This window comes from Falsirhodobacter sp. 1013 (assembly GCF_051195255.1).
Classification (GTDB): domain Bacteria; phylum Pseudomonadota; class Alphaproteobacteria; order Rhodobacterales; family Rhodobacteraceae; genus Falsirhodobacter.
Genome location: NZ_JBNJLK010000007.1, coordinates 65,877 through 82,439, shown reverse-complemented (window position 1 = coordinate 82,439; position 16,563 = coordinate 65,877). Strand labels below are relative to the sequence as shown.

16 protein-coding genes are annotated in these 16,563 nt (G+C 66.1%); 8 read left to right on the top strand and 8 right to left on the bottom strand.

Annotated elements, in window-relative coordinates; all coding sequences use genetic code 11:
* Window positions 1–12 precede the first annotated feature (12 nt).
* From ACSHZY_RS11575 to ACSHZY_RS11540, 8 genes are all read left to right on the top strand, one after another.
* Window positions 13–816: an ABC transporter substrate-binding protein gene (locus ACSHZY_RS11575; protein ID WP_435169256.1), complete on the top strand. Its 804-nt coding sequence runs from the start codon at window positions 13–15 to the stop codon at window positions 814–816.
* Between the two features lie 61 nt (window positions 817–877).
* Entirely contained in the window at window positions 878–1,543 is a 666-nt protein-coding gene (locus ACSHZY_RS11570) for an amino acid ABC transporter permease (RefSeq protein ID WP_435169254.1), read from the top strand.
* Between the two features lie 9 nt (window positions 1,544–1,552).
* The gene (locus ACSHZY_RS11565; RefSeq protein WP_435169252.1) at window positions 1,553–2,206 is read left to right on the top strand and encodes an amino acid ABC transporter permease; all 654 of its coding nucleotides are present in this window, start codon (window positions 1,553–1,555) and stop codon (window positions 2,204–2,206) included.
* A complete protein-coding gene (locus ACSHZY_RS11560; RefSeq protein ID WP_435169250.1) occupies window positions 2,199–2,921 on the top strand; it encodes an amino acid ABC transporter ATP-binding protein in 723 nt (240 codons plus the stop codon). The genes ACSHZY_RS11565 and ACSHZY_RS11560 overlap by 8 nt, the downstream gene beginning before the upstream one ends.
* 2 nt (window positions 2,922–2,923) lie before the next feature.
* The gene (locus tag ACSHZY_RS11555; RefSeq protein WP_435169249.1) at window positions 2,924–4,144 is read left to right on the top strand and encodes an NAD(P)/FAD-dependent oxidoreductase; all 1,221 of its coding nucleotides are present in this window, start codon (window positions 2,924–2,926) and stop codon (window positions 4,142–4,144) included.
* A gap of 1 nt (window position 4,145) precedes the next feature.
* Window positions 4,146–5,147, top strand: a complete 1,002-nt coding sequence (locus ACSHZY_RS11550; RefSeq protein ID WP_435169247.1) for a 4-hydroxyproline epimerase — start codon at window positions 4,146–4,148, stop codon at window positions 5,145–5,147.
* Window positions 5,144–6,805, top strand: coding sequence for a cis-3-hydroxy-L-proline dehydratase (gene lhpI / locus ACSHZY_RS11545; protein ID WP_435169245.1), 1,662 nt, complete (start codon window positions 5,144–5,146; stop codon window positions 6,803–6,805). Before ACSHZY_RS11550 ends, lhpI begins: the two co-directional genes overlap by 4 nt.
* A 9-nt stretch (window positions 6,806–6,814) precedes the next feature.
* Complete coding sequence (locus ACSHZY_RS11540) at window positions 6,815–7,843, top strand: trans-3-hydroxy-L-proline dehydratase (protein WP_435169244.1); 1,029 nt, start codon at window positions 6,815–6,817, stop codon at window positions 7,841–7,843.
* 6 nt (window positions 7,844–7,849) lie between these two features.
* Here the strand turns inward: ACSHZY_RS11540 and ACSHZY_RS11535 are convergent, their stop codons facing one another.
* The 8 genes from ACSHZY_RS11535 to ACSHZY_RS11500 all read right to left on the bottom strand — a co-directional run bounded on the left by ACSHZY_RS11535 (window position 7,850) and on the right by ACSHZY_RS11500 (window position 16,523).
* Complete coding sequence (locus ACSHZY_RS11535; RefSeq protein WP_435169242.1) at window positions 7,850–8,575, bottom strand: SDR family oxidoreductase; 726 nt, start codon at window positions 8,573–8,575, stop codon at window positions 7,850–7,852.
* Window positions 8,576–8,595: 20 nt separating this feature from the next.
* The gene (locus tag ACSHZY_RS11530; protein WP_435169240.1) at window positions 8,596–10,185 is read right to left on the bottom strand and encodes an FGGY-family carbohydrate kinase; all 1,590 of its coding nucleotides are present in this window, start codon (window positions 10,183–10,185) and stop codon (window positions 8,596–8,598) included.
* Window position 10,186: 1 nt separating this feature from the next.
* Complete coding sequence (locus ACSHZY_RS11525) at window positions 10,187–10,918, bottom strand: SDR family oxidoreductase (RefSeq protein WP_435169238.1); 732 nt, start codon at window positions 10,916–10,918, stop codon at window positions 10,187–10,189.
* 18 nt (window positions 10,919–10,936) lie between these two features.
* Window positions 10,937–11,899, bottom strand: coding sequence for an ABC transporter permease (locus ACSHZY_RS11520; RefSeq protein WP_435169236.1), 963 nt, complete (start codon window positions 11,897–11,899; stop codon window positions 10,937–10,939).
* A complete protein-coding gene (locus ACSHZY_RS11515) occupies window positions 11,889–13,388 on the bottom strand; it encodes a sugar ABC transporter ATP-binding protein (protein WP_435169234.1) in 1,500 nt (499 codons plus the stop codon). The genes ACSHZY_RS11520 and ACSHZY_RS11515 overlap by 11 nt, the downstream gene beginning before the upstream one ends.
* A gap of 49 nt (window positions 13,389–13,437) precedes the next feature.
* Entirely contained in the window at window positions 13,438–14,346 is a 909-nt protein-coding gene (locus ACSHZY_RS11510) for an ABC transporter substrate-binding protein (protein ID WP_435169233.1), read from the bottom strand.
* Window positions 14,343–15,302: an AraC family transcriptional regulator gene (locus ACSHZY_RS11505; protein WP_435169419.1), complete on the bottom strand. Its 960-nt coding sequence runs from the start codon at window positions 15,300–15,302 to the stop codon at window positions 14,343–14,345. The genes ACSHZY_RS11510 and ACSHZY_RS11505 overlap by 4 nt, the downstream gene beginning before the upstream one ends.
* Before the next feature lie 183 nt (window positions 15,303–15,485).
* Window positions 15,486–16,523: an NAD(P)-dependent alcohol dehydrogenase gene (locus ACSHZY_RS11500; protein WP_435169231.1), complete on the bottom strand. Its 1,038-nt coding sequence runs from the start codon at window positions 16,521–16,523 to the stop codon at window positions 15,486–15,488.
* Between the last annotated feature and the right edge of the window lie 40 nt (window positions 16,524–16,563).

Here is a 16,563-nt window from a genome sequence, read left to right as displayed (position 1 = left end):
GGGAGTATCTACATGAAGACCGCATTTGTGGCCGGGCTTCTTGCCGCCACCTGTCTGACGTCCGGGGCCCATGCCGACGCGCTGGACGACATCATCTCCTCGGGCACGCTGCGTTGCGCGGTCGTGCTGGATTTCCCGCCCATGGGATCGCGGGATGAAAGCAACACGCCGATCGGCTTCGACGTCGATTACTGCAACGATCTCGCCTCCGCCTTGGGGGTTGAGGCCGAGATCGTGGAGACGCCCTTCCCCGAACGCATCCCGGCCTTGATGTCCGGCCGCGTCGATGTCGGCGTCGCCTCCACCTCCGACACGCTGGAGCGCGCCAAAACCGTCGGGATGACGATCCCCTATTTCGCGTTCGAAATGGCGGTCACGGCAAATGAAGCCTCCGGCGTTACCTCGTTCGAGGGGATGAAGGGCAAGACCGTGGGCGCCACGGCCGGCACCTACGAGGCGATCGCGCTGGAGGAGCAGGTGAAGGAATGGGGCACCGGCACCTTCCGACCCTACCAGACCCAGGCCGATGTGTTCCTCGCCCTCAGCCAAGGGCAGATCGACGCCACCGTCTCCACCTCCACCGTGGCGCAGGCGAACGTGAAGACGGGCAACTTCCCCGGCATCTCGGTCGTGGGCACGGCGCCGTTCGACACGGATTACGTTTCGCTCTTCGCGATGCGCGAGGAATATGGCCTTCTCAACTTCCTCAACCTGTTCATCAACCATCAGGTCCGCTCTGGCCGGTATGCCGAGCTGTACGAGAAATGGGTCGGAGGCGAAGTGCCCAACCTGACGGCCAGCGGCGTCTACCGCTGATCCAGGCGCCCGCGTCGGCAGGTGATACCCTGCCGGCGCCATTTCCGGGACGCGATCCATCATGTTCAACTACAACTTCCGCTGGAACCAGGCGCTGAACGCCCTGCCGCAGATGCTGGACGGCGCGCTGGTCACGCTTCAGATCGCGCTGCTGTCCATGGTGATCGGCGTGGCCGTGGCCGTGCTGCTGACGATGTTCCGCCTGTCGGGCAACCGCATCCTTGGCGGCTTTGCGACCGCATGGGTGGAACTGGCGCGCAACACGCCGGCCCTGTTCCAGATCTACATGGCGCATTTCGGGCTGGGCGCCTTCGGTATCCATCTCAGCCCCTTCACCTCGCTTCTGGCGGGGATCGCGTTCAACAACGCGGGCTATCTGGCCGAGAATTTCCGCGGCGCCCTGAAGGCCATTCCCGACACGCAGACCCGCGCCGCACGGTCGCTGGGCATGCCGGCGACGCAGGCGTTCCGGCTGATCGTGATGCCGCAGATGTTCCGCGTGGCGTTTCTTCCCGCCACCAACCAGATGGTCTGGGCGATCCTCATGACCTCGCTCGGCGTGACCGTCGGCATGAACACCGATCTTGCGGGCATCACGCAAGAGTTGAACGCAAGGTCTTTCCGCACCTTCGAATTCTTCGCGATTGCCGCCGTGATCTACTACCTGATCGCCAAGGCCGTGACGCTGGCCGCCCATGCCGTAGCATGGCGCATGTTCCGGTATTGAGAGGCTGACATGTTCGACACCGCCCTCACATGGAACGACCTGATCTTCCTTGCGCATGGCGCGGGGATGACGCTGATGGTCACCGCCGTTTCGGTCATCGCCGGAACGCTGATGGGGATCGTCTTCGGCGTGCTGCGGTATCAGGCGGGCCCCGTCTGGTCGCTGCCGCTGACCTTCGTGCTGGACATCTTCCGCTCCGTCCCACTGCTGATCCAGCTGGTGCTGGCCAACGCCTTTCAGGCCATCGCCCGTCTGGGATGGGATCCCTTCACCACGTCCTGCGTGGTGCTGTCGCTTTATACCGCCGCCTTCTGCACCGAAATCGTGCGCGGCGGGATCGAGGCCGTGCCCAACAACACCCGCCGGGCGGCCCGCTCGCTTGGCATGACCTGGTGGCATGATATGCGCTACATCGTGGCGCCGCTGGCCACGCGTGTGTCGCTGCCGGCCTGGATCGGGCTGACGCTGGGGGTTCTGAAGGATTCCTCGCTGGTCCTCTGGCTGGGTCTGATCGAGCTGTTGCGCGCTTCGCAGATCCTCGTGACGCGCTTGCAGGAACCGCTGTTCATCCTGATGATCTGCGGCGCCATCTACTTCCTTCTCAGCTTCCCCATCGCCCGGCTTGGCGGGTATCTCGAAAGACGGTGGTCCCCAAATGATTGAGATCCAGAACGTCCGCAAATCCTTTGGCCCGCTGGAGGTGCTGAAGGGCATCGACCTGACCGTCCAGAAGGGCGAGGTTCTGACCGTCATCGGCGGGTCGGGGTCGGGCAAATCCACGCTACTGACCTGCATCAACGGGTTGGAGCCCATCGACTCGGGCCGCATCCTTCTGGACGGGACCGAGGTGCATGCCAAGGGCACCGACCTCAACAAGCTGCGCCGCAAGGTGGGGATCGTCTTTCAGCAATGGAACGCCTTCCCCCACTTGACCGTGCTGGAAAATGTCATGCTGGCGCCGCGCAAGGTCCTTGGCCTGCCCAAGGCCGAGGCGGAGGCCATGGCCGTGAAGCAGTTGAGCCATGTCGGCCTTGGCGACAAGCTGAAGGTCTACCCCTCGCGCCTGTCCGGCGGTCAGCAGCAGCGGATGGCCATCGCGCGCGCCCTGGCGATGTCTCCGGACTACATGCTGTTCGACGAGGTGACGTCCGCTCTCGATCCGCAACTGGTGGGGGAGGTTCTGGACACGCTTCGCCTTCTGGCACAGGAAGGCATGACCATGATCTGCGTCACGCATGAGATGAAGTTCGCGCGGGAAGTGTCTGATCGCGTGGCATTTTTCCATAAGGGCGTCATGGCCGAGATCGCTTCGCCCGCGGATCTGTTCGGCGCGCCCCAGACGCCCGAGTTGCAAACCTTCCTGTCGGCCACGCATTGATCATGTCGAACATCATTGTCATCGGGGCCGGCGTGGTCGGGCTATCTTCGGCCCTGGCGCTTCAGGCGCGCGGCTTCGACGTCACGGTTCTGGACCGTGAAGGTCCGGCGGCGGGTGCTTCGGCCGGGAACGCGGGGGCATTCGCCTTCACAGACATCCTGCCCCTCGCATCGCCTGGCCTGTTGAAGAAGGCGCCGAAATGGCTGCTGGATCCGCTGGGGCCCCTGACGGTTCCGCCGGCTTACGCGTTGAAGATCGCCCCGTGGATGTACCGCTTCTGGCGCGCCTGCTCCCCGTCGCAGGTGGCCGCCTCCACCTCGGCGCAGACGGCGTTGATGGACTTGTCCAAGGCAGAACTGGAGCCGTTCCTGTCCGCCTCCGGCACCTTGTTCATGCTGCGCCGTAATGGCAATCTGCAAGTCTATGAATCGCAGCGCGAATTCGACGACTCGAAGCCGGGCTGGGACGCCCGCGAAGCGCATGGCATCGACTTCCACCACATGAGCGCCGAGGAGATGGCGGAGCTTCAGCCCGGCCTGTCCCCGCGTTTCACCCACGGCACCTTCACGCCAGGCTGGCATTCCATCGATGATCCGAAGCTGTATGTGCTGGCGCTGGCGGAACGCTTCCGCGCGGAGGGCGGCAGGATCGAACGTTCCAACGTATCGACCCTGCGCCCGACCGAGAGCGGTGTGGAGGTGGAAGGCCGGCAAGCGGATCGCGTGGTCATCGCGGCGGGCGCCTTCTCGCACCGGTTGGCCGCGCAGGTCGGCGACACCATCCCGTTGGAAACGGAACGCGGCTACAACACGACCCTTCCGCCGGGCGCATTCGATCTTCGGATGCAGGTGACGTTCGGGGGCCATGGCTTCGTGGTCACCAACCTGTCCACCGGCATCCGGGTCGGCGGCGCGGTGGAGCTTGGGGGCCTGTCGCGCCCGCCGAACTTCCAGCGGTCGAAGGCGATGCTGGACAAGGCCGCGGCGTTCCTGCCGGGGCTGAAGACGGAAGGCGGCACGCAATGGATGGGCTTCCGCCCGTCGCTGCCCGACAGCCTTCCGGCGATCGGCCGTTCCCGCGCGACGCCGCGGGTCATCCACGCCTTCGGCCACGGCCATCTGGGCCTGACCCAGTCGGCCGGCACCGCACGTCTGGTCGCCGACCTCGTGACGGGGTCCACCCCCGCCATCGATCTTGCACCCTTCTCTCCCCAAAGGTTCTGACATGGCCTCGCACACGTTTTCCTGCATCGACGGGCACACCTGCGGCAACCCCGTCCGGCTCGTCTCGGGCGGCGGGCCGCTGCTGACCGGCGCGAACATGCTGGAAAAGCGCGCCCATTTCCTGCGGGAGTTCGACTGGATCCGCACCGGCCTGATGTTCGAACCGCGGGGCCATGACATGATGTCCGGCTCTATCCTGTATCCGCCGACGCGGCCGGATTGCGATGTGGCCGTGCTGTTCATCGAAACCTCCGGCTGCTTGCCCATGTGCGGGCACGGCACCATCGGCACGATCACCATGGCGATCGAAAACGGCCTGATCACGCCACGGGTGCCCGGCCAGCTCTCCATCGACGCGCCGGCGGGCAAGGTCGACATCACCTATCGGCAGGAGGGCCGGTTTGTTGAGGAAGTGCGCCTGACCAACGTCCCCGGCTTCCTGCACGCCGAAGGGCTGACGGCCGAGGTCGAGGGGCTGGGCGAGGTCGTGGTCGACGTGGCCTATGGCGGCAACTTCTATGCCATCGTGGAGCCGCAGAAGGTTTTCCGCGACATGGCCGACCACACGGCGGGCGAGCTGGTCGGCTGGTCCCCCAAGCTGCGCGCCGCCCTAAACGCCAAATACGACTTCGTGCACCCCGAGCATCCGGAGATCCGGGGCCTGTCCCACATCCAGTGGACCGGTGCGCCGACGGTTGAAGGGGCCCATGCCCGCAATGCCGTCTTCTATGGCGAAAAGGCCATCGACCGGTCCCCCTGCGGCACCGGAACCTCGGCCCGGATGGCGCAGCTGGCGGCGAAGGGCAAGCTGAAGGCGGGGGACGAATTCGTGCACGAATCCATCATAGGCAGCCTGTTCAAGGGCCGGGTGGAAGCGGAAACGACGGTAGGGGGCAAGCCGGCAATCATCCCCTCCATCGCCGGATGGGCGCGGATGACGGGCTACAACACCATCTTCATCGACGACCGCGATCCCTTCGCGCACGGCTTCGTCGTCAAATGACCGCCCGGATCGTCGTCGCCGGTCAGGCCGAAGGCCCCGTGGTCCACGCGACCGAGGGGCTAAGCTTCTGGGGCGGCGTCGATCCGGCCACGGGCATCGTCATCGATGCGCATCATCCGCTGACGGGACGCTGCCTGACCGGCACGATCCTGATGATGCCGACCAGCCGCGGCTCCTGCACCGGAAGCGGGGTGCTGCTGGAACTGGCGCTGAATGGACGGGGACCGGCCGCACTGGTCTTTCGCGGGGCCGAGGATATCCTGACCCTTGGCGCGCTGATCGCCGGCCGGATGTTCGGCCGCGCCCTTCCCGTCCTGCGACTGGACGCGGCGGAGTTCGACGCCCTGTCCCGCACCGCCCATGCCACCATCCGCGACACGCATCTTCAGGCGGACGGGCTGCATCTTCCCCTTTCGCCTCCGCCCATGTCCGCGATGCAACTGACGGCGCAGGATCACGCGATGCTGCAGGGCCCGCCCGCGCAGAAGCTGGCGATGGAGGTGATCTGCACCATGGCCGCCCAGCAGGGCGCAACGGCGCTGATCGACGTGACGCAGGCCCATATCGACGGTTGCATCTATGCCAGCCCCGCCAACCTGCTGTTCGCCGAGGCCATGGCGGAAATGGGGGCGCGGGTTTGCGTGCCGACGACGATGAACGCGATCTCGGTCGACCGGCAGAACTGGCAGGCGCAGGGGGTGCCACCGCAATTCGGCGGCCCCGCCAGCCGCTTGGCCGACGCCTATGTGCAGATGGGGGCGCGGCCCAGCTTCACCTGCGCGCCCTACCAGCTTCCCACCGTACCTGCACAGGGGGAGGCGGTGGCCTGGGCCGAATCCAACGCCGTCATCTACGCGAACTCGGTCCTGGGGGCGCGGACGGTGAAACATCCGGACTTTCTGGACCTGATGATCGCGCTGACGGGGCGTGCCCCCTTGTCCGGCGTGTATCTGTCGGAAGAACGGGTCGCGCGCCGCATCCTGAAGGTGGATGTGCCGCCGGGTGCGGATGACGCCGTCTGGCCCCTGATCGGCTATGTGGCGGGCCTGCGGGCGCCGGATCGCATTCCGCTGCTGACGGGCATCACTGTTTCGCCGGACGCGGACGCGCTGAAGGCGCTGTGCGCGGCTTTCGGAACCACCTCGGCCGCGCCGATGCTGCACATCGAAGGCGTCACGCCCGAGGCGGATCAGGTCGATCCCAACGCCGACATCGCCACCATCACCCGCGAGGATCTGGCCGCTGCCTGGCGTCAGTTCAACGCCGCCCCCTCTCACATCGACCTTGTGGCCTTGGGCAGTCCGCACTTTTCTCTGAACGAATGTCAGGCGCTGGCGGCGCTGGTCGCCGGGCGGAAAACGCAAGTGGCGACCATCATCACCTGCGGCCATGACACGATCGCGGCGGCCAAGGCGAACGGGACCCTTGCGGTGCTGGAGGCGTCCGGCGCGCAGGTGGTGCCCGACCTCTGCTGGTGTTCCATCTCGGAGCCGGTCTTCCCGCCCCATGCCCGCACGCTGATGACGAATTCCGGCAAATATGCCCACTACGCCCCCGGCCTGTCCGGCCGCGCGGTGCGCTTCGGCAGTCTGGCCGATTGCGTGGCCGCGGCGGTGTCCGGGCGTGCGCCGGACCATCTTCCCGCCTGGCTTCGATAAGGATCCGACATGCGCAGCCGCAAGACCATCCACGTCATCTCCTCCCATGCCGAGGGGGAGGTGGGCGATGTCATCATCGGCGGGGTGGCCCCGCCCCCCGGCGACACCCTGTGGGAGCAGAGCCGCTGGATCGCGAAGGACCAGACCCTGCGCAACTTCGTGCTGAACGAACCGCGGGGTGGCGTCTTCCGCCACGTCAACCTGCTGGTTCCGCCAAAGAATCCCGACGCCGACGCCGCCTTCATCATCATGGAGCCGGAGGACACGCCGCCGATGTCCGGCTCCAACTCCATCTGCGTGGCGACGGTGCTTCTGGACAGTGGCATCCTGCCGATGCAGGAACCGGTGACGGAGATCGTTCTGGAAGCACCGGGCGGGCTGGTCCGGGTGCGCGCGGAATGCCGGAACGGCAAGGCGGAGCGGATCTTCGTGCAAAACCTGCCCAGCTTTGCCGCCACGCTGGACACGCGGCTGGAGGTGGAGGGGCTTGGCACGCTGACGGTCGACACCGCCTATGGCGGCGACAGCTTCGTGATCGTCGACGCGGCCGCCTTGGGGATCGATCTGACGACCGACAACGCGCATGCCCTTGCCACGCTGGGCGTGCGGATCACCAACGCCGCCAACGCTGCGCTGCGCTTTCATCATCCGGACAACTGCGACTGGCGCCATTTCTCCTTCTGCCTGTTCGCCGGAGAGGTGGAGCGGACGGAGCATGGCCTGCGGACCAAGGCCGCCGTGGCGATCCAGCCGGGAAAGATCGACCGCTCGCCCACCGGAACGGCCCTGTCGGCGCGGATGGCCGTGCTGCACGCGCGCGGGCAGATGGACCAGACGGACAGCCTGACGGCCGTGTCCCTGATCGGATCGACCTTCACGGGCCGCATTCTGGGCGAAACGACGGTCGGTGGCCGCCCCGCGATCCTGCCCGAGATTTCGGGCCGCGCCTGGATCACGGGGATGCATCAGCACATGCTGGACCCGGCGGATCCATGGCCCGAAGGCTATCGCCTGTCGGACACATGGGGCGCGCGGTAACACCTTTCAGACGGCGAGGAAGCCGCCGTCGATGGGCAGCACCGCACCCGTCAGCATCTGCGCGTCGTCCGACAGCAGCATCGCGATGCTGGCGGCGACCTCCTCGGCCTCGGCAAAGCGGTTCAGGGGGTGGCGCACCATCATCGGCCCCGACTTGACCGGATCGCTCCATGCTTCGGCGGCGAGTTCGGTCAGCGTGATCGTGGGGGCCACGCAGTTCACGCGGATGCCGTGGGCGCCGAACTCCTTGGCCAGCACGCGGCTTGCGCCTTCAAGCCCCGCCTTGGACGCGGCGTAGCACAGATGCTCGCCAAAGCCGCGATGTCCCGCGATGGAGGTGATGTTGACGATCGCACCGCCGCCACCCGCCTTGACGCGCATGCGCCCGAACTCCTGGCAGGTGATCAGGGCTGCGCGCAGGTTGACGCCCAGCACCGCCTCGTATCCCGCCTCGGTCATGTCGAGGCTGTGTTCCAGCACGTTGATGCCGGCGCTGTTGATCAAAAAGTCGGCGGTCCCGGCCTCGGCCATGGCGGCGCGGGTGGCGGCCACGTCCTGCATGTCGACGCGAATGGACCGGCTGCCGATCTGGTCCTCAAGGCTGTCGAGGTCGGACTGGGTGCGCGACAGGGCGATCACCTCGGCCCCGCGCGCGGCCATGACAATGGCGCAGGCGCGGCCGATGCCCTTGCCGGCGCCGGTCACGATGACGCGTTTGCCTGAAAATTGCATGTTGCTCTCCGGATTGGGGTTCATGTGGCCGCCGCTTCGGCGGCAAGGCGAAGATCGCGGGCGGTGGCCTGAAGGGTCAGGAAGGCGCGGTAACGGGCGTCATGCACGCGGCCGTTCGTGCCCCCGGCGGGGGTGCAGCGGGTCTCGACGCGGGACATGGCGGGCATGGCGGCCTGAAGATCGGGGAACGCCCCGGCCGCCACCGCCCCCAGCATGGCCGAGCCCAAGAGGACAGGCTCGGGGCAGGCCGTGACCTCCACCGGAAGGCCGGTGGTGTCGGCGAGGATCTGGCGCGTCAAGGGATGCGCCCCCGCCCCGCCCGACACCGCGATGGTGGCCACGGGCGCAGCGTGGTCCGCCTGCGTCTCGATGATCTGGCGCAGGCCATAGCCAAGGCCGCAGATCCCCGCGACGTAAAGGGCGACAAGCGCGTCCACCCCCTGATCCATCCCCAGGCCGGAAATGACGGCCCGGGCGTGGGGATCAGCGAAGGGCGCACGGTTGCCAAGGAATTCCGGCACGACATGCAGGTTGTCGGCCAGACGCACGGCCTCCGACGCTTGGCCCGCCTGTGCCAAAGCACGGTCGGCCAGCCAGTGCGGAAGGTTCTGCCCGGCAGCACGGGCAAGTTCCTCCGCCTTGGCCGACGCGGGGTGCATCTTCACCAGTTGCGCGATGGCGGCGCCGGCCGCCGACTGGCCGCCTTCGTTCAGCCACATCCCGGGAACCATGGCGCTGAAATACGGCCCCCAGACGCCCGGCACGAAAGTCGGCGCCTTCGTCGTGGTCATGGTGCAGGAGGAGGTGCCGAACACATAGCCCAAGCAGGCCGTCGCATCACCACCCGCGGCCACGGTCCCCACCCCGCCCGCATGCGCGTCGATCAGGCCGGCGGCCACGGCGATGCCGTGCGGCAGGCCCATCTCGACCGCCGCTTCGGCCGTCAGGCCTTGGCCCAAGGCGGTGCCGGGGTGGACCACGCTTTGGCCGATGCGGGCGAACCCGTCCTCGGCCAGATCCCCCAGACCGATGGCACGGAAGTAGTCGCCGTCCCACCGTTCTTCATGCGCCAGATAGGTCCATTTGCAGGTGACGGTGCAGGACGACCGGTCGGTGGCCCCTGACGCCTTCCAGGTCAGGAAGTCCGTCAGGTCGAAGAACTGCGCGGCCTTGGCATAAACCTCCGGCCGGTGTTCCTTCAGCCACAACAGCTTCGGCGTCTGCATCTCGGGCGAGATGCGGCCGCCGACATAGCGCAGCACCGCGTGATCGCCCGCGTTGATGCGCGCGGCCTGATCCAGGGCGCGATGGTCCATCCAGACGATGATGTCGCGTTCGGGATGGGCGGGGTCGCCCACGGGCAATCCCTCCACCACAAGCGAACAGGTGGCGTCGAAGCCGATGCCCTTCACCTGCGCCGGATCCAGTCCAGCCATCGCCCCGCGAACGGCGGCGCAGACGGCCCCCCAGACCTGCGCGCTGGACTGTTCGACATGCGCGCCGTCCACATGCATCTGCAGGTCGTGCCTGGCCGTCGCCAGAAGCGCGCCCGACGCGTCGAACACGCCCGCGCGGGCCGATCCGGTTCCGACATCAACGCCGATGAACATCTTACATCCGCGCGAAGTTGGTGGGCATGACGATCAGGTCGCGGACCGTCACCGTGCGCTTGCGCGTCAGCATGTATTCCACCGCGTCGGCCACTTCCTCGGGGTCCATGAGGCTGCCGGACTCTTTCGCCTTGCGCAGGTTCTCCTCGGGCCAGTCGGCCAGCAGGGCGGACACGACGGGGCCGGGCGACACCTGCGCCACGCGGACGCCATGCGGGATCATCTGACGGCGCATCCCCTGAACGAAGCTGGTCATCGCCCATTTGGAGGCGGAATAGACCGGCTCCCATTCCGCCGGGAAGTGGCCGGCGATAGAGCAGGTGACGATGATGTCGCCCGTCTTGCGTTCCATCATGTGGGGGATCGCGGCGTGGACGTTCTTCATCACCGCGTTGATGTTCAGGTTCAGCATCTTGTCGATGGCGGCGGGCGTCGTGTCCACCAGATCGCCGCCGATATAGCTGCCGGCGTTGCAATACAGGATGTCGATGTGGTCCACCTTCGACAGGATGTCCGGCACCATTGCGTTGCAGCTGTCGGCGTCCAGCAGGTTCGTCACTTGCGGGATGACCCGGTCTCCCAGCCGGGACACGATGGCTTCCAGCGCCTTTTTGTCCCAGTCGACCATGACGACCGTGGCGCCGCGTTCCAGCAAACGCTCCGTCGTGGCAAGGCCAATGCCCGAGGCGGCGCCGGTGATGACGGCGATCTTGCCGTTCAGGGATTCAGACATGTTCGTTTCTCCGGAAACTCAGCGCCACTCGCGCCCGATGTAGATGGCCAGAAGGATGATGAGGCCCTTGATCACGTCCTGCATGTACGGGTTGATGCCCATCAGGTTCAGGCCGTTGTTCAGGATGCCCAGAAGGATCGCGCCGATCAGCGTGCCAAGGATCAGGCCGCGCCCGCCGGCAATGGCGGTGCCGCCCAGAACCACTGCCGCGATGGCGTCCAGTTCGAACCCCACGCCGGCGTTGGGCTGGCCCGACATCAGGCGGCCCGTCAGGATCAGCGCCGCGATGGCGGCCGTCACGCCGGAAATGGCATAGACCGCCAGCTTCACGCGCTGCGTCTTCACGCCCGACAGCTTCGCTGCGAGTTCATTGCCGCCGATCGCATAGACGTGGCGGCCGAAGGCCGTGCGCTGCAGCAGGACCCAGGCCACCGCATAGACGATGACCATCGCGATGACCGGCACCGGCACGATCCCGATCCGCCCCACCCCGAACCACGAAATCCAGGACGGAATGCCCGAGATCGGATAGCCCCCGGAATAGATGAGGCCGAGGCCCCGGGCGATGCCCATGGTGGCCAGCGTCACGATGATCGCGGGCATGCGGCCCCAGGCGACCATGAAGCCGTTGAAGACCCCCAACACGACCCCGACGCCAAGCCCCGCCAGCAGCCCGACCCAGCCGGGCATGCCGAAGTTGACCATCAGGCCCGCCGCGATCGTTCCCGCCAGCGCCATGACCGCGCCGACCGACAGGTCGATCCCGCCGGTCAGGATGACGAAGGTCATCCCCACCGCAAGGATCGCCACGATCGACACCTGCCGCAGCACGTTGAAGATGTTGGAGACGGAGAAGAAGTTGTCGCTGGCGAAGCCCATCAGGACCGACACGACGATCAGCCCGATCAGCGGCAGGGCCAGTGGCGAATGCAGCAGGCGGCGGGCGTCGAACCGCCGTTCCACGGTGGCGTCAAGCGACATTCCGGGTCCTCCCCGTGGTGGCGTGTGTCATGATGTCCTCTGAATTGATGTGTTCGCCCTCGACCGTGGCGACGATCCCGCCCCCCTTGAACACGCAGACGCGGTCGGACATGCCGATCACCTCCGGCAGCTCGGACGAGATCATGATGATCGAATGGCCCTGCGCGGTGTACTGCCGCATCAGCGCATAGATCTCGGCCTTCGCGCCCACGTCGATGCCGCGCGTCGGTTCGTCGAAGATCAGCACCTTGGTCTGGTGGTTCAGCCAGCGCGCGATGACGACCTTCTGCTGGTTGCCGCCCGACAGGGTGTCGATCCGCGCGTCGGGCCCCTGGGCCTTCACGCGCACGTTCCGCATGGCGTCCACGGTCGCGGCGCGTTCGGCCTTCAGGTCGATGAACCAGTGGTTCCTGCGATACTTGCCGTAGTTGTTCAGCGAGATGTTCTGGAGGATCGAGAAGCTGGTGATCAGCCCCTGTTCCTTGCGGCTTTCGGGCAGAAGGCCGATGCCATGCGCGAGCCCCTCGGCCGGTTCGCGGAACCGCATCTCCTGCCCGTCGACACGGACCCGGCAGCGGGCGGCGGGAAACGCCCCCAGCATGGCCAGCGCGGTTTCCGTCCGGCCCGAGCCGACAAGGCCCGCAAAGCCCAGGATCTCCCCCTTGCGAAGCTGGAACGAGGATACGGGGCCGTTCTTGCGCAGCTGCACCTCCTCGCATTCCAGCACGATCTCGGCCGGGATGTGGGCGGGCTTCGGGGGGAAGCTGTTCTCGATCCGGCGGCCGACCATCATCTCCACCAGCCGGTCGGTGTCGGTTTCGGCCACGGCGCAGCTGGCGACGAACGATCCGTCTCGCAGGACGGTGATGCGGTCGCAGATCTCGAAGATCTCTTCCAGATGGTGCGAGATGAAGACGATGGCCACGCCCTGCCGGCGCAACTCGCGCATGACGGTGAACAGATGCTCCACCTCGCCGGGCGTCAGCGTGGCCGTGGGTTCGTCCAGCACGAGGATGCGGGCTTCAAGCGACAGGGCCTTCGCGATCTCCACGAACTGCTGTTCGGCCACCGACAGGCGGGCCACCGGCACGTCCAGCGGAATGCTCACTCCCAGACGGCCAAGGATCATGCGGGCCCGTTCGCGCATCGCGCGGCGGTCCAGAAGGCCCAGACGGGTGCGCTTCTCGCGCGCCAGGAACATGTTGTCGACGGCGTTCAGATAGGGGATCAGGCTAAATTCCTGAAACACGATGCCGATGCCGGCCTCGATCGCGGCGTCGTAGTCGGCAAAGGTGCGCTCCTGCCCGTCCACGCGGATGGTGCCCTCGCTCGGTTGCAGGATGCCGCTGACGATCTTCATCAGCGTGGATTTTCCAGCGCCGTTCTCGCCCAGCAGGGCGTGCACCTCTCCGGCGCGGACGTTCAGGTCCACGCCATGCAGCACCTGGACGGGGCCGAAGCTTTTCTTGATGCCGTTCAGTTCCAGCATGACTGCCTCCGTTGGGGTGGCACCGCCCGTGGGGGCGGTGCCGTTGGGCTTACCAGGCGAAATCGGCCGCGTTTTCCTTGTCAACCACGCGCACGTCGATCGGCACGGCCTTCGGCACGACACGGGCGCCCCACTTCTGGGCCAGCGCCATGGCCAGACCCACGCGGACCTGATCTCGCGGGAACTGGGCGGTCGTTTCGATGAACGGGCCGCCATCGGCCACGGCCTTCACCGCTTCCGGCGCGCCATCGACCGAGGTCAGCTTGATGTCGCGGCCCGACCCCTGGATCGCGGCCAGCGCGCCCATCGCGCCGCCATCGTTGACCGAGAAGATGCCAGCCAGATCGGCGTGCGACTGGATCATGTTCTCGACCACGCCAAGCGCGACCGAACGGTCCTGACGGCCGTTCTGCGTGTCGACCAGCGTGATGCCTTCATATTCGGCGAAGGCGGCCTTGCAGCCTTCCACACGCTCCAGGATCGGGATGACGGGGATGCCGTCCAGGATCGCGACCTCGCCCTCGCCGCCCAGCTCGTCGGCAAGGTACTTGCAGGACATGTAGCCGGCGTCGCGGTTCTTCGAACCCACGAAGGTGTCGACCGGGCCGTTGGCCTGCGCGTCCACGGCGACCACGATGACGTCCTGCGCCTTGGCCATCGTCACGGCCGATTCCACGCCCGCGCTGTCGGTCGGGTTGATCAGCAGGATGTCGATGCCCTGCTGCAGCATGTCCTCGATGTCCGAGATCTGCTTGGCCACGTCATGGGCGGCGTCCGTCACCACCACCTCGGCGCCGATGCTGTCGGCCGCCTCGTTCAGCGCCTCCTGCATAGACACGAAGTAGGGGTTGTTCATTTCCTGGAACGACATGCCGATCTTCAGGCTGTCCTGCGCCATCACGGGGGCCGCCGCCAGTGCCAGCACCATGGCCGATACGGTGCAAAGTGTCTTCTTCATCCGAAAGTTCCTCCCTCTTGGACCGTGACGGGCCTCCGCCCGCCGTTGGACGACATCGTCCGAACATGTGAATCCTGATCGCCCACCGGATCGCCGTTCGCCGCGAAGGTGGTGCGGAACTGCGATGGGGACATGCCCTTCAGCTTCAGGAAATGGCGATTGAAATTGGACAGGTTGCCGAACCCCACCTCGAAGCAGATCTCCGAGACCTTAACATTCGGGCGGGTCAGCAGCATCTGGCAGGCCAGATCCACCCGCAGCTGGTTCTTGTACCGGACGAGCGTGGATCCCGTGTGCCGCTTGAAGGCGCGGGAAAACGCGCTTGGACTGTGGCCGACCAGATCGGCCAGTTCCTTTTCGTCCACGTCTTCCGTCAGGTTTTCACGCAGATGGGCAATGGCGCGATTGACGCCGCCCTGGGTCAGCTTGCCCAGATCCAGCTCATAGCTCAGGCTGGCCAGAACCTCGGGATGGGGGGCGTTCGACAGGTGATCCAGGATCTCCCAGAACAGGGCCATGCGTTTCAGCCCGCGCGCCTCGACCAGTTGCACCATCAGGGGGCGGACGGCGTCGCTGGTGGCCGGATCGAACAGCAGGCCGCGATGGCTGCGGTCCAGCAGCGGGCGGATCGCTTCCGCCTCCGGGACGGTGGCACAGGCGTTGTCGATGAAGCTTTCGGGAAACTGGATGACAAAGGACCGGGCGGTCACCACCTCCCCCGGCGCGATGTCGGAGATCCAGTTCTGCGGCAGGTTCGGGCCGGTCATGATCAGCTGGCCGGGGCCGAACCGTCCCGCGAAATCGCCCACGTAGAACTTGCCTGACGTCGCGACGACCAGATGGATTTCATATTCAGGATGATAATGCCACCGCACCGTCCGGAACGGGTAGCCGTGCATCCACGCGGCGAAACTCTCGCCCTTGCGGATATGGACCAGTTCCAGGTCGGGTTGCATCATGTCTCCTCCACTCCTGCCAGCAGCATCCCCTCCGATGCCATTGTCAGTGAGGGAGATCTTAACGATCTTGTGACGCCCGCTCTACGTCACTGCGAAGAGAGTGATGATACTTTTTTGCGTAAAAAGTGTTGGCAAAAGATCGGTCGCGGGCGGCATCTTGTTGATACCGCCCGCAGAACCTTACTGGGGCAGGACGATCTGCAACTTCACGTCCGTTTCGCGCGCCTCGACCGCGCGGTCGAAACCGGCCACGCTTTCGGCAAACGGGATGGAGGCGGAGATCAGTGGCTTCAGGTCCACCTTCCCCGACGCCATGAGCGAGATCGCCCGGTCGTAGACGTTGGCGTAGCGGAACACCGTTTCCAGCCGCAGCTCCTTCGCCTGAAGGCCGACGATGTCCACCGGAACCGGATCGACCGGCATGCCGACCAGGACGATGGCCCCGCCCGGACGGGCCAGCTTCGCCATGCCCAGAATGGCCGGCGCCGCGCCCGAACATTCGAACACGATGTCCGCGCCCCAACCGTCCGTCGCCGCCGCCACCGCGTTGGGAAGCGAGGTGTTGCGGATGTTCACCGTCTCGATCCCGTCATAGGCGGCGATGATGTCCAGCTTCGGCTGGGCCAGATCCGCCACGATGACCTTCGCGCAACCGCCCGCAAGCGCCGCCAGCGCCACCATCATGCCGATGGGGCCTGCGCCCGTGACCACGGCCGTGTCGCCCGGCTGGATGCGCGCGCGCAGGGCCGCCTGCATGCCGATGGCAAAGGGTTCGACCATCGCGCCCTCGGCAAAGCTGACGTTGTCCGGCAGCTTGTAGGTGAAGGCGGCGGGGTGGATCACCTCCGGCATCAGGCAGCCATGGATCGGCGGCGTGGCCCAGAACCGGACCGAGGGGTCGACATTGTACATCCCAAGTTTCGACGCACGCGAGGTGGGATCGGGAATCCCCGGCTCCATGCAGACTCGGTCGCCGGGCTTCAGATGGGTGACATCCGCCCCGCATTCGACCACGGTGCCCGACGCCTCATGCCCCAGGACCATCGGTTCGTTCACGACGAAGTGGCCGATCTTCCCGTGGGTGTAATAATGAACGTCGGACCCGCAGATCCCGACGGTGTGGACCTTGATGCGGACATCCTTGGAACCAAGACTGTCAGGGCTTTCGAACTCCCGCAGTGCAAGCTTGCCCTTTTCCTCCAGAACCAGCGCTTTCATCTGACTCTCCTTTCGTGCTGCCTCATGTGCTGGCGCGGGG